Here is a 17455-nt window from a genome sequence, read left to right on the forward strand (position 1 = left end):
ATCAGCGTTGATTGCGCTACGCTTTTTTAGTCTTCGTGCCAACCAGGCCGCCCCGCCCGCCTGAAGTCCAGTTCGGGCGCCACTCATGGACGCGCGGATGATCCGCTTCTCCCTCCCCGTGCGGCTGTTGCTGGTGATCCTGCCGGCCGCCGGCATCATGCTGGGGGCGGCGGTCCTGGTGACCCTGCACCTGAGCCAGCGGGTGGTGGAGCGTTTCATCAACGACTATGGCCGCGACACCGCCCAGCGCGAGGCCCTGGCCATCAGCGCCGGCATCCAGGAGGAGATGACCCTGGCCGAGGGGGCCGCGCGGTTGGTTTCCGCCCTGGCCGCCACGCGGGAACGGGAGGGGATTGCCCCCACCCTGGCCGACCGCCGGCAAATCACCGAATACCTGCGCCAGGCGGCGGCCTTGCATCCCGAGGCCGTGGGCGTCTGGTTCTTCGCCGAGCCTGACGCCCTGGGGCCGGACGCCGCCGCGCTGGCTGCACGGGATCCCCTGGTGGGAATGGCCGGCACCGGCCGTTACGCCCTATACGCCACCAGCCAGGAAGGCACGGTGCGACTGCAGTCCCCGCCGGCGGATTTCGACGCCCAGGACTATTACACCCTCGCCCAGCGCAGTCACCGCCTGGCCATCCTGCCGGTCCATATCTTCCCCATCCAAGGCGTGCCCACGGCCCTGGTTTCCCACGCCTTCCCAGCCATGGTGGGTGACCGCCTCATCGGCGTGGCCGGCGTGGACCTGGACCAGCGGCAACGCGCCCACATCTATGAGGGGCACCATCCCTTCGGCGCGCCCATCGCCCTCATCAACACCGCCGGGGTCTGGGGCTATCACCCGGACCCGGCCCGGCTGGGGAGCGCCGCCACCTTCGGCGACGGACCCGACTATCAGTTCACGCCGGGAGAACGGGTGTTCATCAACCAGGCCCAACCCTACAGCCTGGAACGCCGCCAGCCCGACGGATCCCGGCTGCGCCGCTTCACCTGGCCGGTGGACCTGTTCCCGGGCGAGGGCCGGCGCCTGCTGGTCATGGACGTGCCCCTGGACAGGCTGGCGCGGCCCTTCGCCGGCATCCGCACCGCCATCCTGATGGCCGGGCTACTGTGCGCCCTGTTGCTGAGCGGCCTGATGGTGCTGGCCGTGCGCCTGATCGTGGCCAGGCCGCTGAAACGCCTGCAGGCGGGAGTGGACTGCCTGAAACGGGGTGAGTATGACCACACCCTGCCCGACCAGAACTGTCCGGACGTCATCGGCGACTTGGCGCGGGGACTGGAGGATTTCCGCCAGACCCTGGTGGAACGCGACCATCTGCGACGCGACCTGCAGCGGGTGGCGGCCTGCATCGCGGTGGCGCATGACGCCATCTACATGATGAGCCGCGACTACACGGTGCTGTACGCCAACGACCAGGCGTTGAGACTGGTGGGCCTCACTGACGGCGACACCCTGCTGGGCAAGCGCATTTCACAGTTCGTCTCGCCCGAGACGGCCGCTTCCCTGGCGGGGCTGCGCCAGCAAATCGCGGCGAACCTGGCCCATACCGGCGTCTGGACGGGCCAAGTCGACAACTGGACCACCCTGACCGGCCATCGCATCGAGGCGGTGGAGTTCACCGCCAGCAACGACCCCGGCGGGGACATCCTGGTCGTGGCCCGCGACGTATCGGAACGCGACCGGGTGGAGCGGGAACGCCAGATCCTGCAACGCCAGATCCTGCAGCAGGACAAGCTGGAAACGGTGGGCCGCCTGGCCGGCGGCGTCGCGCACGACTTCAACAATCTGCTGGGCGCCATCCTGGGCTATGCCGGCTTCCTGGTGGCCGACCTGCCCACGGACAGCCCCGCGCGCGGCTACGCCGACCGCATCCTGGCGGTGGGCGCCAGCGCCAAGGACCTGGTCCGGCAGATCCTGGGCTTCGCCCGCACCGACGCCGGCGTGCAGGAGGTGGTGCCGGCCCGGGCCATCGTGGACGACGCGCAGGTGGTGCTGCGTTCCACCGTGCCGGCCACAACCCGCCTGACATGCGCGACCGAGGAAGGTCTGCCGCCCCTGCGCGCCAATCAGACACAGATGATGCAGGTGCTGATGAACCTGGTCATCAACGCCCACGACGCCCGCCGGGGTGAGACGGGCGACATCACCATCCGTTTGGTCCGGGGCCCCCAGCCCTTCACCTTCCCCGCCGACTGGGCGGTGGTTGACATCCTGCCGGCACCGGTGGACGCCCCGCATGTGGTGCTGGAGGTGACCGACCAGGGCACCGGCCTGACACGGGACCACCTGTCCCGCATGTTCGAACCCTTCTTCACCACCAAGGGCCAGGACAAAGGCACCGGCCTGGGCCTGGCCAATGTGCACAGCATCGTCAAGGCCCATGGCGGCGGCCTGGCGGTGGCCAGCAAGCTGGGGGCCGGCACCGTCATCCGCATCACCCTTCCCAGCCTGTCGGGTCCCACCATGACCGCGACGACAGCGCCGGCGGCGTCCTCCGGCGGAGCGGCCACGCCGTCGCCCCCCGGCCCGGCCCCGGCCCGGCTGCGGGTGCTGGTGGTGGACGACACCGAGGCCATGGGTGAGCTGCTGCGCGAGGGCCTGACCCGGCGGGGCCACGACGTCACCGTCTGCGGCGAGCCACAGACGGCACTGACCCTGCTGGCCGACCGGACAAGGGGCTATAACGCCCTGATCACCGACCAGACCATGCCGGGGATGACGGGCCTGAGCCTGATCCATGCCGCCAAGGGCAGGAACCCTGGCCTGATCTGCGTGCTGTGCACGGGATACAGCGCCAATGTGGATGAAGCCACGGCCCGCGCCGGCGGTGCCGACGCCTTTTTCATCAAGCCCCTGTCGGTGAAGGTGCTGATGGACCGGCTGGACGCGCTGTATGGCACCCGAGGCTGAGGCGCGCCAATGCTGTCAGGGGCGGATACGGCTGGGGAACCAGCTGTCCAGGCTGCCACGATCCAGCCAGCGCCCATAGGCATATGGGGCGGCATAGGTGGCGCCATAGGGGGCGGCGCCGTAGGGGTAAGCCGATCCATAATAGGGATAGGCGCCGTCCGCGCCATCGACCAGACCCGGCCCCCAGGGGCCGGTACCCCAGGCGCCGTTGCGGGGATGGCCGGTGACGTTGCCTTGCGACACCGATAGCGAGAAGCCGATGCCCGTGTCCTCGCAGGGGCGGAGCGGATTGCCGTCCTGGCCGTAATTTAAGGTGGCGCCCGCGCCGCGTTCGATCATGCCGCCGCCAAAGCCGATGCCCATGGTGACGCTGCCGCCGGCCCGGCAGCTGGTGTCCTTGGACTTCCAGCCATCATCCTCCGGTGGGCGGGCGGCAACCACGCCATCATCCCGCCCATCGGCCGTGGCGACGCCGGGGCCATCCAGCACCGGCGGGCGCGCGGGCCCCTCGTCGATGGCGTTCGCCGGTGTGTCCACCGTGCCGGTCTGCGCCCAGGCGCCACGGCCCATGGCGGTGAGGCAGGCCATCAGCAACACGGCGGACACCCTGGATTTGCCAACGGCTTTGCCCAAGGGCTTGGATGGACGGACGACAGGCATGGCTTTCAACTCCAGGACCGGTGCCGGAACCGCGTCGGCCCGACCGGGGCGATCGGGGCGATCGACGGGGGGCGGGCGGCAGGCCCATTTCCAATATGGGACGGGCAGGTCCAGTTTCCACGCGTTTCCTGACAGGAACCTGTCGGCCAGGGCCGTGGGGCGGATTTCCTTACGTCCCGGGGGAATCCTTACGCCTTGGGGGCTGGGAGCGGCTTAGATCCCGGCGGACGCCGCCAGGGCGTGCGGCCGGTCGCCAGATCCTCGATCAGGCGTATCTGGGCCGGCAGGCAGACCCTGTCCAGGTCATAATGGGCCAAAATGGTCTCCCGCGCGCGACGGCGCAGGCGTTCCAGCCGGTGGGGGCTTTCCAAGGCCCCTGCCACGGTTTCCGCCAGCGCGCCAGCCGAGAAGAAGTCCACCAGCAGGCCGTTATGGCCGTGGCGGATCACCTCGCGCACCGGCGCCGTATCCGACGCCACCACCAGGCATTCGACGGCCATGGCCTCCATCAAGGACCAGGACAGCACGAAGGGATAGCTAAGGTAGACATGCACGGCGGAGACGCGCAGCACTGACAGGAACGTGGCGTAGGGGACCTTGCCCAGGAAATGGACGCGGGACAGATCGAGATGCGCCCCCACCTCCGCCAGATATTGGGCGCGATAGTGCGGATGATCCTTGGGGCGTGAGCCGTAGCTGACCTCATCCCCACCCAGGATCACCACCTGGGCGTTGGGGCGGCGGCGAAGCAATTCCGGCAAGGCTCGCATGAAGGTGTGGAAACCGCGATAGGGTTCCAAGTTGCGGTTGACGAAGGTCACCACCTCGTCCCCCGGCCGCAAGGTCAGCGGGGTGGACGCGCCCTCGGGAGTGACCGTCAAGACCGCCGCCGGATCCGGACAAACCACGCGGGTGTCCACCCCGTCGTGCACGGTGGTGATGCGGTGCCGGACGTCGGCCGGGAAGCGCTGCGCCTGCCAGCGCGTGGGCGTGACGCCCCAGTCCATGGCGTGCAGCCCATGCAGGAGGACGCTGTTCTTGATGCGGATGCGGAAGGTGTCGTCCAGCGCGCCGGGGAACTCCGGATCGAAGCCGACGTCTTGCCCCCGGGAATTGTAGAAAAATTCCAGATACGCCAGCAGTTTGGCTCGGGGATAGATGTCCTTCAGGAACAGCGCCTCACCCCAGCCGGGGTGGGCGCAGATGATGTCCGGCACGAAGCCTTGCCGGCCCAGTTCCATACAGGCCCTTAGCACCGCCTGGCCCCGGCGGACCGCGGCCTCGAACCCAGCCACATAATGATGGCTACCGGGGCTGGCGCCAGCCGGTGAGGGATAGCGAACCATGATCATGCCGGGCGGCAGGCTCTGCACCAGCACGTTCGCGTCATCACCCAAGCAAACCACTTCGTGCCCCGCCGCCGCCATCGCCGGCGCCAAATGACGATATTGCCCCGGAAAGTTCTGATGGACGAACAACAGCTTCATGATGGCTGGTTGCCGCCGGCCGGCGGCGTGACGTAGGCGATGGCCCACAGGTTGAAGCTGGGCTTGTCCTTCGTGACCTTCACCGCGGCGAAGCCGGCGGCCAGCAACGCCTTGCCCAAGGTCTGGGCGGTGAAGCCGGTGCGATGCGCCATATATTCATTGCCGCGCGCGATGGCGCTGCGCAATCCGAACAGCATGTCCAGGGGCGCGACGGGGCCGGCGGGCGACATGTAGACCGTCTCATCCAGCCTGTCCTCAACCACTAGGGCGGCGACGGCCTGCAGGTCCGGCAGGGTGATGAGGACGAAGCCGTCGGGCTTCAACACCCGGCGAAATTCCGCCAAGGCGACCGGCACCTGATGGGCGTGGAGATGTTCGACATTGTGGGAGGACCAGACGGCGTCCACGCTGCCGTCCGCGACCATGGACAAGTCGGTGATGGAAGCGACGATGTCGGGTTGGACCGACGGATCGATGTCCAGCCGGACCTCACGCCATTCGCTGCTGAGAAACAGACTGTGCAGTTTATCCGGCCTGTGAATGCCGCATCCGACGTGCAAGACGGTGCGTGAAACCGGGGTGTCCAAGGTCATACCCACTGAATCCTAAACTCACGCCGACGCCGGCACGGCGTTGGCGGACGGTACTATCCCCTGGCGGCGGGCCAATTCCAACAGGGCATCATTGATGTGGGGCGCCGTCATACCCAACGGCAGCAACATGCCGCGGCCCCGCATCCGCAGGCGTTCCGCCTGGGCACCCAAGTCGAAGGCGGCGACGGTCAGGCCGGCCACCAGCATTTCCGTGAGGGTGTAGCACCAGGTTTCCGGCCAGACGGAGGGGAGGAAGCCCAGATGCGCATGATAGGCGCGAACCAGGTCCACGCCCTCATCCGCGGCGTAGACGCCGGTCACGTGAACACGCCCGGTTTCCAGCAAGGGCGCGTTGTCGCGGGAGTAGCCGACCAGCAGGAACTCCAAAGGCAAGGCCCGGTCCCGCGCATCCCGGGCGCACTCCAGCAGGACGCCGTATCCCTTGGCATCGCCGATGGCGCCGACAATGGCCACCCGCACCATCGACGGCCGGGCCGGCATTGGCTCCGCCGACGGAATCTCCCGGTCCGGATGGGGTTGCACCGCCAGGCCGATGCCGGTCCCCGGGAACTGGGCTGCCAGACGGCGCGCCGTGTCCTGCGTGGGACAGATCACCCGCTGGGCCCCGGCCAGAAAGGCCGCCATGGACCGGCGCCAGGCGGCGACCGGCGGATATCCCGCCAAGTCCCCGGATCTCAGGAAATGGCCGTTGTCACGCACGCACGCCTCGCACACGGCCACCGCCGGTTCGCCGCAATAGCGATCGCTGCCATCCACCAGATTGATGCGCGGGCAATACCAGACGTAATCATGGACATGGACGTCATATGGCCATTGACCGGCCAGCATGGCCAACAGCGCGGCCGGCACGCCCTTGACGTGATGAACCACCATGCGGCCCACACCCAAGGCCTGCAGGTCACGCAACAAGTCCGGCAGCGCCGCCAAGCCTTGGTACACCAGGGACTGGAGTTGCGGCGCGCCGGCGATTTCCAGTCGTACGCGCGGCACCTCCCCCGCCTCGTCTCCCCAGCCCTCGGGCCGCAGCACCACCACGCCGACACCCTGCGCCCTCAGCGAGGCGACCTGGCCGTCGACAAAACGGTCCGTGCCGCCACCCAGGACAGGACAAAGCACGAGGCAGGTCTGCGAACCCAGGGTGCGCGCCCCCAGGGTGCGCGCCCAGGCCAGGTCCAACGCGCGCCGGAATGGCAGCAGCGGATCGGCCGCGATGAAAGCATGCACGGCAGGCTGGTAGTCAGGATGCCGCTGGTCCAGCAGCGTGAGCGCCGCGGCGATGCGGTCCGCCTTTTCCCCGCCGAAGGACGAACCGCCGACATGACCGACCAGGGTGTCGAGCGCCGCGACGTTACGCCACCCCCGCGCCCGTGCCCGCCAGCAGAAATCGTTTTCCTCGCCATAGCCCCGGCCAAACGTTTCGGCATCGAAATAGCCCACGTCGTCCAGGCAGTCGCGTCGAATGTAGAAACAAAAACCCACGCCCGTTGGCACGTCCGCGACCTTGCCTGGCAACGCCGTGGCGGCCAGTCCATCGAGGAAAGGCACCGAGACCTCGGCCAGCGGGGTCCCCTCGGGATCGGGATAGCTAAGAATGGTCGCGTCGTTGGACAGCGGGGTCACCGTCCCTACCGCGGCGTCCCGGTAGGCGGCGGCGGCCAGACGGCGCAGCCAATCCCCGTGAACCATGGCATCGGCGTTCAGCAGGACCACGTCACGATCAGGGTGCAAGGCCATGCCTCGGTTGACCGTGCGCACAAAGCCCAGGTTCCCGGGATTGCGCAACACCGTCGCCCAACCCTCGGTCGCGACCTCGTCAACCAGCGCCGACACGGCCGTGTCGGCCGGACCATCGGCGATCAGGATGACTTCGGCGGGTGGTCCAGCCTGCTCCCCCGCCATGCTCTCGCGCAGCGACGCCAAGCAGGCCCGCGTCACGGCGACGTCGCCATAAACGGGGATGATGATGTCTACCGGCCGCATGCGCCCGGACGCGGCCGGGCGGGGCCGGATCGCGTCCTCAATTGGCAGCGCGCCGCCCTGCCAATAGGCGGGCTCGCCGGTGGCGGGGAAAAGGGGCCGCACGCCCTGCCCCACAGGCACGGTCTGGAACGCCGCGCCCCCTTCCTCCGGTCGGAAGACCAAGCGGCGCGCCTGCCCATCCGGATCCACCAGGTCAAGGGCGACCGGCCGCGCGGGATGGGCGGCGTCCCAGGCCAGCACCGACCACTCGGCGTCACCCGGCGGAACGGCGCCCGCCGTCTCGGAAGCGGACAGGCGGATGAAGCGCGCCCCAAGGCGGGGCGGCCGGGTCATGGCGCCCGCCAAGGGGGTGCCCGCTGCCGACATGCCATTGACGGTGACCTGGACCTGGGCATTTCCCGCCAAGTCCGATGGCATGGTGAAGCTGAACAGGCAGAGGCGCGGATCCTGCTGGTCCGGGACCAAGGTGGTTTGGCTTACGGTCAGCCCATTCCATATAAGCTCGGCCCGCCCCCCTGGCGCCGGCGCGATGCCCTCGATCCGGCCGGCGCGGGTGTGGACCACGGCCGGCACAACGCTCCCGGCCACAAGGCTGCGCAAGGCGGCAAGGCAGGTGTCGTTGGTTTCGGCATTCCAGCAAAGCGCGGGGATGAGGCGATCCAGGGCGGCGGCCAAATCCTCAAAGGATCCCGACAGCGCCTGGAATAAACCGACCGCCGCCAAGGGATGGGTGCTGTCCATCTCCAAAGCGCGGGTGAAGCAGCCCGCAGCCTGATGGCACCGGCCCCTGCTTAAGGCGACAACACCTTCCAGGATGATATCAAGCGCGATTTTTCCGCCTTGGACCAGACGGGCGGCATAGTGGGCGGCCTCTTCCAGTCGACCGGCCCCCATGGTGGCATGCACCAGCCCCCGCAGCGCGGCCAGTCGAGTTTCAGGCTCCGCCAGCGCCACCCAACCCAAGGCTATGGCGGCGTCATAGTCCTTCCTGGCCGAGGCCGCTTCCATGTCCTGCAGCGTCCGATCCCGGACTGGAGAAGACAAGCCGGACATCACACCGATCGCATCATCGCGGTAGGATCGCGACCTTCATCGCCATCAAGGGATCCTGGGGCTGGCTGGAACGGCACAGCACCCCTGCCTGCCCATCAATGTCGCCATGGCGCAGGAAGCGAACGGTGTAGTCCAGGCGGTGGGTTGCGGCCAGCGGCCCCACCAGGCGGAAGCCAGCGCCCAGCAGGGGCAGGCCCCGGCCCTGCGTCCCCGCCAGGGTGCCGGCCTTCACCCAGGTGCCGGCCTGGTCGATTGGATTGGCGGCGCAATATTCCAGACAGTCGGCCAGTTCGGGCGAACCGACGACGGTGAAGCCCTCAAGCCACAGAAGATGATCGCCGGCCGACGCCCATTCGCCGCCGGCGAAGACCTTATCCCCCATGCGCTGGATGTGCGCGACCAACCGTACGTCGACATTGGCGGGAACCGTCTCATCCCCCAACCGCTGCACACCAATGGCGACCGAAGAGGACAGCTGACCGTTCAGGGTCAAGGTGGTGAGCAGCAACGGTGCCGAATCCGGCGTGACCAACACGGCCACGCCGTTCGACCCGTTGATCCACGTAGAGGTGCTGAGACCGTCCGGTGTCAGGAATTGCGGGGCCTTGCGCCCAGGTTCCGGAAGTGACGACAGCTGGACACAGGGGAAGGTCACGCCCTTGACCTGCTGCCGACCTTCGGCGCCGAGGCGGGCGGTGATGTAATAGGTTCCTTCTGGCAGGGCCATGACCTTGGGCGTCGCCCGCACCGGATCGCCACCAGGGGCAGAAGTGGTCACCGCCGTCGTGCCGGCCGTCGCCAGGATATTGGGCTGCATGAGTCTACCAATACGGAAGGGAATGGAAGCACCCGAACCCTGCCCTGGAATAAACCTGAATGCAAGAAGACCGTGGCGCAGAAACGACTATGGCGGGCACGAGGCCCGCCATAGTGTAACTCATGTATAGAAGACTGTATCAGCCCTTGCTGGTGAACCAGTTGAGGTTGACGCCGGTCACGCCCTGAACGGTCACGGTGGTGCCGTCCGGCAGGGTCAGGATGGTGTTGCCGCCGCTGACCGTGGCGTTGCTGATCAACGAGACAAGGTCCAGCGTCTTGCCGGCGCCGTAGTTGGTGCTGGTGAAGCCCAGCGTGTCCTTAGTCGGGTCGAAGCTGGCGACCGTGTCATTGCCGCTGCCCGGGCTGAAAATGAAGGTGTCATTGCCGGCGCCACCGACCAAGCTGTCGTTGCCCGATTCACCGATGATGAAGCTGCCGCCGCTGCTGGCATAAATGGTGTCGTCACCGGCGCCACCGCCCAGGGTATCGAAACCACTGCTGGAACGGCCGTCAATGACGTCATTGCCGGCACCACCATTGATGATGTCATTGCCCGCGCTGGAGCTGATGATGTCGTTGGTGGAGGAGCCAATAACGCTGTCGTTGCCGGTACCGGCAACGACGGTGTTGGCGAGACCGCCGCCCGAGCCCGACCCGCCACTCAGCACCAGGAAGTCATTGCCGGCGTCGCCGACGACGACCTTGCCGCCGGAGCTGGCGTCCAGGAACAGGGCAGTGGTGTTGCCGGCGGCGGTGCCGGTCAGCACGACGGAGGTGAGGCTGCTGTCGGCCACGACGTTGGTGACGACGCTGCTACCGGTGGAGGTGCCCGCCGCCGTCTGCGACAGGTCGACAGCCGCCAGGGTCGGGTTGGCGCTGGAGCCCGAAACGACGACGCTGCTCACCGAGCTTACGGCCTGTGTGCCGAACGTGATGGTCGAGGACAGGGTTTGCGTGGGCGTGCTGGCCGACGTCGGCGCAACGGTGGCGATGCTCAGCGTCCCGGTGCTGTTCGCAAGGATGCCGGACAGGGCCGTCGTGATCTTGTTTTGATCCGCTTGCGAGACGGTCGGCGCCGTCGAGAAGCTAACCGTACCGTTACCACCGGAAAGAGTCGGCATATTTTAATACCCCCGCTAAAACGTCGCTTTTGGCTATAGGAGCCGCAGCCCGCTGCGGCACTGACGCGTCAGTTAAAACCCCTTGGCGAATTTATTAACGCGTTCCGCCAGTCCCGCGTGGAAGTAGGTATAATTCACGTCGGTTCCGCTGCACAAGACGGATTCAAGAAGATTATCGCCTTAATTTTAGATGTAAGCCGCATAGACACATCGACCAAAGAAAAGCGACCGGCAAGCAGGCCGGGATTTTAGCCCATTAGACCTATTACCTTCGGCAAGTTGGCCGGCTTGGCCGCCTCGGCGACGGGGAAAAACAACTCGACAGCCGTTCGCGGGTGCAGCGATTCGGGCGCCGGCCTGAGAGCGACATCCGCCGAGGTTAACCGTATCCAAACGACCAACCCCGCGCTTATAAAGCCGTGATTAAAAGATTGACGCTCAACCCGGGCCTATGGCCTTTTCCGGGCTTAGCGTCCTTGGCTTAGGCCATGACACGGTATATTTGCACAGATATTCAACGCGCTGGCGATCATATTATGGGGGTCCACCAACCGATGAGCGGCGCCGAAAGCAAGCCCGCGGTCCACGTTGCCGAAGTGCCCTTGGTGGTGGACATCGATGGCACCCTTATCCGGACCGATCTTCTCATTGAGAATTTCTTTACCATGCTGGCCACCAAACCTTTGGCGGCCTTGGGCATATGGCGTTTGCCGCTGCGCAGCAAAGCCTGGCTGAAAGATTATCTGGCTGCAAATGCCGACCTTGATGTCACGACACTGCCGCTTAATCAGCCGGTTGTCGACTTTCTTCTTCAAGAAAAAGCCAAGGGTCGCCGTATTTACTTGGCGTCGGCCTCGAATCAACGACTTGTCGAGGCTTTGGCGCGGCATCTGGGCTTCATCGATGGCACCTTCGGGTCGAGTGGGACCGTCAACCTGTCGGGCGAGGCCAAGGCCGAAGCACTGTGCCGTGCGTTCGGCGATCGGGGCTTCGACTATATTGGCAACGATTGGGTTGATTTCGCGGTGTGGCGCCGCTGCCGCACCGCCATCGCGACCAACACGACAGCCCGCCTGGTGCGGCGATTGAAGGCGGAACGTCAGGAAGCCGTTGAACTGGCCGCACCCAAGGCCGGGCTCAAGGTTTATCTGAAAGCCATTCGCGTGCATCAGTGGCTGAAGAACCTGCTGGTGTTCGTACCGCTGCTGGCCAGCCATGACCTGACCGGCCACACCATCGCCGACAGCCTTCTGGCGGCCCTGGCCTTCAGTCTCGCGGCTTCCAGCGCCTATCTGCTGAACGATCTGCTGGATCTGCCCAACGACCGGGCCCATACCAGCAAACGCCACCGCCCCCTGGCCAGCGGTCGCCTGCCCCTGATCCAGGGAGCCACGCTGGCGCCCCTGCTGCTGGGCGTCTCCGCCCTGTGCGGCCTGACGGTGTCGACCGGCTTCCTCGGCGTCCTGGCCGCTTATTACGTCATCACCCTGGCCTACTCGCTGCATCTCAAGCGCCACATGCTGATCGACGTGCTGACGTTGGCCGGGCTCTATACCATGCGCATCCTGGCGGGCAGCGCCGCCATCGACCGGCCCTCGTCCGCCTGGCTGCTGGGCTTCTCCGTGTTCGTCTTCCTCTGCCTGGCCTTGATCAAACGCTACATCGAGTTGGTCGGCAGCCTGAAGGCGAACAAGGGCAATCCCAAGGGCCGCGGTTATCGGCTGGAGGATCTCAGCATCCTGTCGGGCTTGGCCAGCGCCAGCGGCTATTGTTCCGTCCTGATCCTGGCGTTGTATTTCAACAGCCCCGAGGTCCACGTCCTTTACAGCAACCCGTCGCTGCTGTGGCTGGCCTGCGCGCCCCTTCTATATTGGATCAGCCGCCTGCTGCTGCTGGCCCATCGCGGCGAGTTGCACGACGATCCCGTTGTTTTCGCCGCGACCGACCGCACCAGCCTGATCACCGGCGCCATCATGGTGGCCATCGTCCTGGCGGCGGTCTGACCCATGCGCCAGCCCATAAAGTCCTGGGGAAATCTGGGCGCCGTCGAGCACGACGTGGCGACGCCCGCCTTTCGCGAGGATGCCGCCCCCTTGCTATCCGCCCTGGTGGATAAGGCCGGCAGCGTGCTGGCGCACGGATTGGGCCGCTCCTACGGCGACAGCCCGCTGAACGCGGGCGGCGGCTTGCTGGTCACCCGCCGCATGGATCGCTGCCATGCCTTCGACACCGCCACCGGCGTATTGCGGGCGGACGCGGGCCTGAGCCTGGCCGATCTGCACGTCATCACCGTGCCGCGCGGCTGGTTCGTGGCCGTGACCCCGGGCACCAAGTTCGTCACCCTGGGCGGCGCAGTCGCCAACGACGTGCACGGCAAGAACCACCATGTGGCGGGTAGCTTTGGCCATCACGTGCGGGCCCTGGGGCTGCGCCGGTCCGATGGCACCCTGGTGGACTGCGCGCCCGACCGCAACGCCGACCTGTTCCGCGCCACGATCGGCGGCTTGGGCCTGACCGGCCTGATCGAGTGGGTGGAAATCCAGCTGCAGGCCATCGCCTCATCGGACATGGAGGTCGAGAACATCCGCTTCGACCATGTCGATCGCTTTTTCGACCTGGCGGCGGAAAGCCTGGACTGGCCCTACAGCGTGGCTTGGGTCGACTGCCTGAGCCAAGGTGCCGCCTTGGGAAGGGGCATCTTCTCCCGGGGGCGCCACGCCTCCGCTGGTCCGTGCGTCGCCCAGCCGGCGGGGTCCAAGCTGGCGGTGCCCCTGACCCCGCCCGTCAGCCTGATCAACGGCCTCAGTCTGCGCGCCTTCAACGCCGCCTATTATAACAGGCCCGGCGCCACCTTCACCGGCCGCAGCCATTTCGACGGCTTCTTCTATCCCTTGGACGGCGTGCACCACTGGAACCGCGTGTACGGCCCCCGGGGATTCTACCAGTACCAATGCGTCGTGCCGCCCGCCGTGGCGCGGGAGGCCGTGACGGAGCTGCTGGCCCGCATCGCGGCGTCGGGCACCGGATCGTGCCTGGTGGTGCTGAAGAACTTCGGCGACATCGCGCCCGCCGGCCTTCTGTCCTTCCCCATGGCGGGCACCACCCTGGCGTTGGACTTCCCCAACCAAGGTCAGCGCACCCTGGCCCTGATGGCGGATCTGGATCGCACGGTGGCGGCCGCCGGCGGACGGCTCTATCCCGCCAAGGACGCGCGCATGCCGGCGGACCTGTTCGCGGCGGGCTATCCCGCCGTGGTGGATTTCAAGCGGCACATTGACCCGGCCTTCATGTCCGACTTTTGGCGGCGCATGGAACAGGCCCCTACGAAGAGCGAACAGGCGTGACCGAAATGACCGGACAAACCGTGGTGATCCTGGGGGCGACCTCCGCCGTCGCAGAGCGTTACGCCCGCCTGCATGCGGGGCGCGGCGCGCGCCTGGTGCTGGCCGGCCGCGATGGCCGCCGGCTTGAGGCCATCGCCGCCGATCTGATGGCACGCGGCGCCGTGGGTGCCGAGGTTGCCGTGGTGGATCTGGCGGCACCGGCGGCGGGCTTCGACGCGGCTTGGACCGAGATGGCCACCAAGCTGGGCGGTCGGGTCGATACGGTGCTGCTGGCCTACGGCATCCTGGGCGACCAGAAGGCGGCCGAGGCCGACACCGCCGAAATGGCCCGCCAGCTGACCACCAACATGACCAGCGCCTGCGCCTGGCTGACCGTCGCCGCCAATCATTTGGAGCGCCAGGGCCAAGGCACGCTGATCGCCATAGCGTCCGTCGCCGGTGACCGTGGACGCCAGTCCAACTATGTCTATGGTGCCGCCAAGGGCGGCCTGGCCCTGTTCGCGCAGGGCATGGCCCACCGTTTCGCCGGCACGAAGATACAGGTGCTGACGGTGAAGCCCGGCTTCATCGATACGCCCATGACCGATGGCCTGGCCAAGGGCGGACCGCTGTGGGCCACGCCGGAGAAGGTCGCGGCCGACATCGACAAGGCGGCCACCAAAGGCGCGACCACCCTCTACACCCCTTGGTTCTGGATGGGCATCATGATGATCATCCGCAACCTGCCCGGCGCCATCTTCAATCGGATGAAAATCTAATGGCGGATGAAAATCTGATGCCCAGCCCCACCGATAAGCCCACGGGCAAGATCGTCATCACCGGCGCCGCCGGCCTGGTGGGCCAGAACCTGGTGGTCCGCCTGAAAGACGCTGGCTATACCAACATCGTGTGCATCGACAAGCATCCGGCCAACACCCCGGCGCTGGCCCGCATGCATCCGGACCTCACCGTCATTCAGGCGGACCTGGCCCATGACGACGGCTGGCAAGACAGTTTGAAAGGGGCCGCCGCCCTGATCCAGATGCACGCCCAGATCGGCGGCCTGGATTGGGCCGAGTTCGAGGACAACAACATCACGGCGACGGAACGGGTGCTGGCCGCCATGCAGGCTGCGGATGTGCCCTACCTGATCCACGCCAGCTCCTCCGTCGTGAATTCCATGGCGGTGGACTTCTACACCGAGAGCAAGAAGGCGCAGGAAAAGCTGGTGGATGCCAGCCCCATCCCCCACGTCACCCTGCGTCCGACCCTGATGTTCGGCTGGTTCGACCGCAAGCATCTGGGCTGGCTTGCCCGCTTCATGCAGAAGGTGCCGGTCTTCCCAATCCCCGGTTCCGGCCGCTACATCCGCCAGCCGCTGTATGTGGGGGATTTCAGCGCCATCATCATCGCCTGCTTGGAAGGTCGCCGCACCGGCACCTACGATATCTCGGGCCAGCAGAAGATCACCTACATCGAGCTGATCCGCGCCCTGCGCAAGGCGGTGGGCGCCAAGACGCCCTTGCTGCGCATCCCCTATGGCCTGTTCCACGCGCTGCTGTCGATCTACGCCCTGGTCGATCGCAACCCGCCCTTCACCACCAAGCAACTGAAGGCCTTGGTGACGCCCGACGAATTCATCGTCATCGACTGGCCCGGCATCTTCGGCGTGCGCTCCACCCCGCTGGACGAGGCCCTGTCCGTCACCTTCAACGACCCGCGCTACGCCAGCGTCGTCCTCGACTTCTGATTTTCGAAGGGTTTTCCCGCAATGGCTAAACTTGCCGTCATCGGCGCCGGCGCCATGGGCCTGGCCGCCGCTCATTATGCCCTGAAGGCCGGCCATGAGGTGGCGGTCTACGAGGTCGACACCCAGCCCGGCGGCATGGCGGCGCACTTCGATTTCGGCGGCCTCAGCATCGAGCGCTATTACCATTTCATCTGCAAGTCGGACCAGCCGACCTTCGACCTTCTGGCCGAGCTGGGCATCGCCGACACGCTAAAATGGCGCACCACCTCCATGGGCTATTTCATCGACGGCAAGCACTACCGCTGGGGCGACCCGCTGGCCCTGCTGTCCTTCCCCCTGTTGGGGCCCATCGACAAGCTGCGCCTGGGCCTGCAGATGTTCCTGACCACCAAAGCCCGCGATTTCCAGTCCATCGAGCATCTGGACGCCGCCACCTGGTTCAAGCGCGGCGCCGGCGAGAAGCCGTTCAACGTGCTGTGGAAGCGGTTGCTGGACCTGAAGTTCTTCGAGTACGCCGACAACGTCTCGGCCAGTTGGATCGCCACCCGCATCCGCCGCATCGGCAATTCCCGCCAGTCCCTGATGAAGGAACAACTGGGGTATCTGGAGGGCGGGTCGGAAACGCTGGTCCAGGCCCTCGCCGCCGACATCACGCGACGCGGCGGCAGCCTGCATCTGGGCGCCAAAGTGGAGGAGATCGTGGCCGAGGGCGGTCGGGTGACGGGCGTACGCACGGCGCAAGGCTTCTTCCCCGCCGACGCCGTCATCTGCACCGTGCCCACGCCCTACGTGGCGGGCCTCGTCCCAACCTTCACCCAGTCCACCAAGGACAAGTACGACGCCATCAAGAATATCGGCGTGGTCTGCGTCATGCTGAAACTGAAGCGGCCGGTCACCCGGCACTTCTGGCTGAACGTGAACGACCCGACGATGGAGATCCCCGGCATCATCGAGTTCTCCAACCTCCGGCCCCTGCCCGACACAGTGGTCTACATCCCGTATTACATGCCGCACAGCCACCGCAAGTGGGGATGGTCGGACGCCGATTTCGTAGCGGAAACCATGGCCTGCATGCGCCGCCTGAATCCGGCCCTGACCGACGCGGATCTGATCGACACCCACGTCGGACGCCTGCGTTACGCCCAGCCGGTATGCGAGCCCGATTTCCTGAACAAGCTGCCGCCGGTGAAGACCGAGATCGCCGGCCTGCAGGTGGCCGACACCTGTTACTACTACCCCGAGGATCGGGGCATCGCCGAAAGCATCCGCTTCGCCAAGCGCATGGTGGACGCGTTGTGATGGACAAGGCCGTGACCAAGCCCCAATCGCCGCTGGACCGTCTGCTGGCCAGCGAGTTCGCCCGCTTCTTGCTGGTGGGGGGCTTCTCCGCCGGCGTGAACGTGGTGGCGCGCTATCTGCTGAACCGCGTCATGCCGTTCGAGATCGCCGTCCTGGTGGCCTATCTGTTCGGCATGGTCACGGCCTACCTGCTGTCCCGCCGCTTCGTGTTCGAGGCGTCGGGACGCAAGGCCCATGAGGAATTCATCCGGTTCTGCCTGGTCAACGCCGTGGCGGCGGCACAGGTCTGGCTGGTCAGCGAAGGCCTGGCCCGCCTGGCTTTCCCGGCGGCGGGCCTCACCTGGCACGCCGAGGACATTGCCCACGTCATTGGCGTGCTGTCACCGGTCGTGACCAGCTACTTCGGCCACCGCCACTTTTCGTTCCGCAAATAAGGTT

13 protein-coding genes are annotated in these 17455 nt (G+C 66.4%); 7 read left to right on the top strand and 6 right to left on the bottom strand.

Features of this window, described 5'->3' with window-relative positions:
* Positions 1-85: 85 nt before the first annotated feature.
* On the top strand, positions 86-2911 hold the full coding sequence (locus UAJ10_RS00925; RefSeq protein WP_322913367.1) for an ATP-binding protein: 2826 nt from the start codon (positions 86-88) through the stop codon (positions 2909-2911).
* Between the two features lie 15 nt (positions 2912-2926).
* Here the strand turns inward: UAJ10_RS00925 and UAJ10_RS00930 are convergent, their stop codons facing one another.
* From UAJ10_RS00930 to UAJ10_RS00955, 6 genes are all read right to left on the bottom strand, one after another.
* On the bottom strand, positions 2927-3517 hold the full coding sequence (locus UAJ10_RS00930; RefSeq protein WP_322913369.1) for a hypothetical protein: 591 nt from the start codon (positions 3515-3517) through the stop codon (positions 2927-2929).
* A 242-nt stretch (positions 3518-3759) separates the two neighbouring features.
* The gene (locus UAJ10_RS00935; protein WP_322913371.1) at positions 3760-5058 is read right to left on the bottom strand and encodes a glycosyltransferase family 4 protein; all 1299 of its coding nucleotides are present in this window, start codon (positions 5056-5058) and stop codon (positions 3760-3762) included.
* Positions 5055-5651 carry a class I SAM-dependent methyltransferase gene (locus tag UAJ10_RS00940; protein ID WP_322913373.1) on the bottom strand — a complete coding sequence of 199 codons (597 nt, stop codon included), beginning with the start codon at positions 5649-5651 and terminating at the stop codon, positions 5055-5057. Before UAJ10_RS00940 ends, UAJ10_RS00935 begins: the two co-directional genes overlap by 4 nt.
* Positions 5652-5669: 18 nt before the next feature.
* Positions 5670-8660 (bottom strand): glycosyltransferase, encoded by a 2991-nt coding sequence (locus tag UAJ10_RS00945; RefSeq protein ID WP_322913374.1) that lies wholly within the window; start codon positions 8658-8660, stop codon positions 5670-5672.
* Between the two features lie 58 nt (positions 8661-8718).
* A complete protein-coding gene (locus UAJ10_RS00950; protein ID WP_322913376.1) occupies positions 8719-9522 on the bottom strand; it encodes a hypothetical protein in 804 nt (267 codons plus the stop codon).
* A 139-nt stretch (positions 9523-9661) separates the two neighbouring features.
* On the bottom strand, positions 9662-10645 hold the full coding sequence (locus UAJ10_RS00955; RefSeq protein ID WP_322913378.1) for a calcium-binding protein: 984 nt from the start codon (positions 10643-10645) through the stop codon (positions 9662-9664).
* A 554-nt stretch (positions 10646-11199) separates the two neighbouring features.
* On the opposite strand from UAJ10_RS00955, the gene UAJ10_RS00960 reads away from it, so the two are divergent.
* The 6 genes from UAJ10_RS00960 to UAJ10_RS00985 are packed head-to-tail and all read left to right on the top strand — an operon-like array spanning position 11200 to position 17451.
* Positions 11200-12648 (top strand): UbiA family prenyltransferase, encoded by a 1449-nt coding sequence (locus tag UAJ10_RS00960; protein WP_416235329.1) that lies wholly within the window; start codon positions 11200-11202, stop codon positions 12646-12648.
* 3 nt (positions 12649-12651) lie between these two features.
* Positions 12652-13989 (top strand): FAD-binding oxidoreductase, encoded by a 1338-nt coding sequence (locus UAJ10_RS00965; RefSeq protein ID WP_322913380.1) that lies wholly within the window; start codon positions 12652-12654, stop codon positions 13987-13989.
* Positions 13990-13994: 5 nt separating this feature from the next.
* Complete coding sequence (locus UAJ10_RS00970; RefSeq protein WP_322913382.1) at positions 13995-14747, top strand: SDR family oxidoreductase; 753 nt, start codon at positions 13995-13997, stop codon at positions 14745-14747.
* A gap of 17 nt (positions 14748-14764) precedes the next feature.
* Positions 14765-15718, top strand: a complete 954-nt coding sequence (locus tag UAJ10_RS00975) for an NAD-dependent epimerase/dehydratase family protein (protein ID WP_322913384.1) — start codon at positions 14765-14767, stop codon at positions 15716-15718.
* Between the two features lie 21 nt (positions 15719-15739).
* Positions 15740-17017, top strand: a complete 1278-nt coding sequence (locus tag UAJ10_RS00980; RefSeq protein WP_322913386.1) for an NAD(P)/FAD-dependent oxidoreductase — start codon at positions 15740-15742, stop codon at positions 17015-17017.
* Positions 17017-17451, top strand: a complete 435-nt coding sequence (locus UAJ10_RS00985) for a GtrA family protein (protein WP_322913388.1) — start codon at positions 17017-17019, stop codon at positions 17449-17451. Before UAJ10_RS00980 ends, UAJ10_RS00985 begins: the two co-directional genes overlap by 1 nt.
* Positions 17452-17455 lie beyond the last annotated feature (4 nt).

The organism is Nitrospirillum guaranorum, from assembly GCF_034653275.1.
Lineage (GTDB): Bacteria > Pseudomonadota > Alphaproteobacteria > Azospirillales > Azospirillaceae > Nitrospirillum.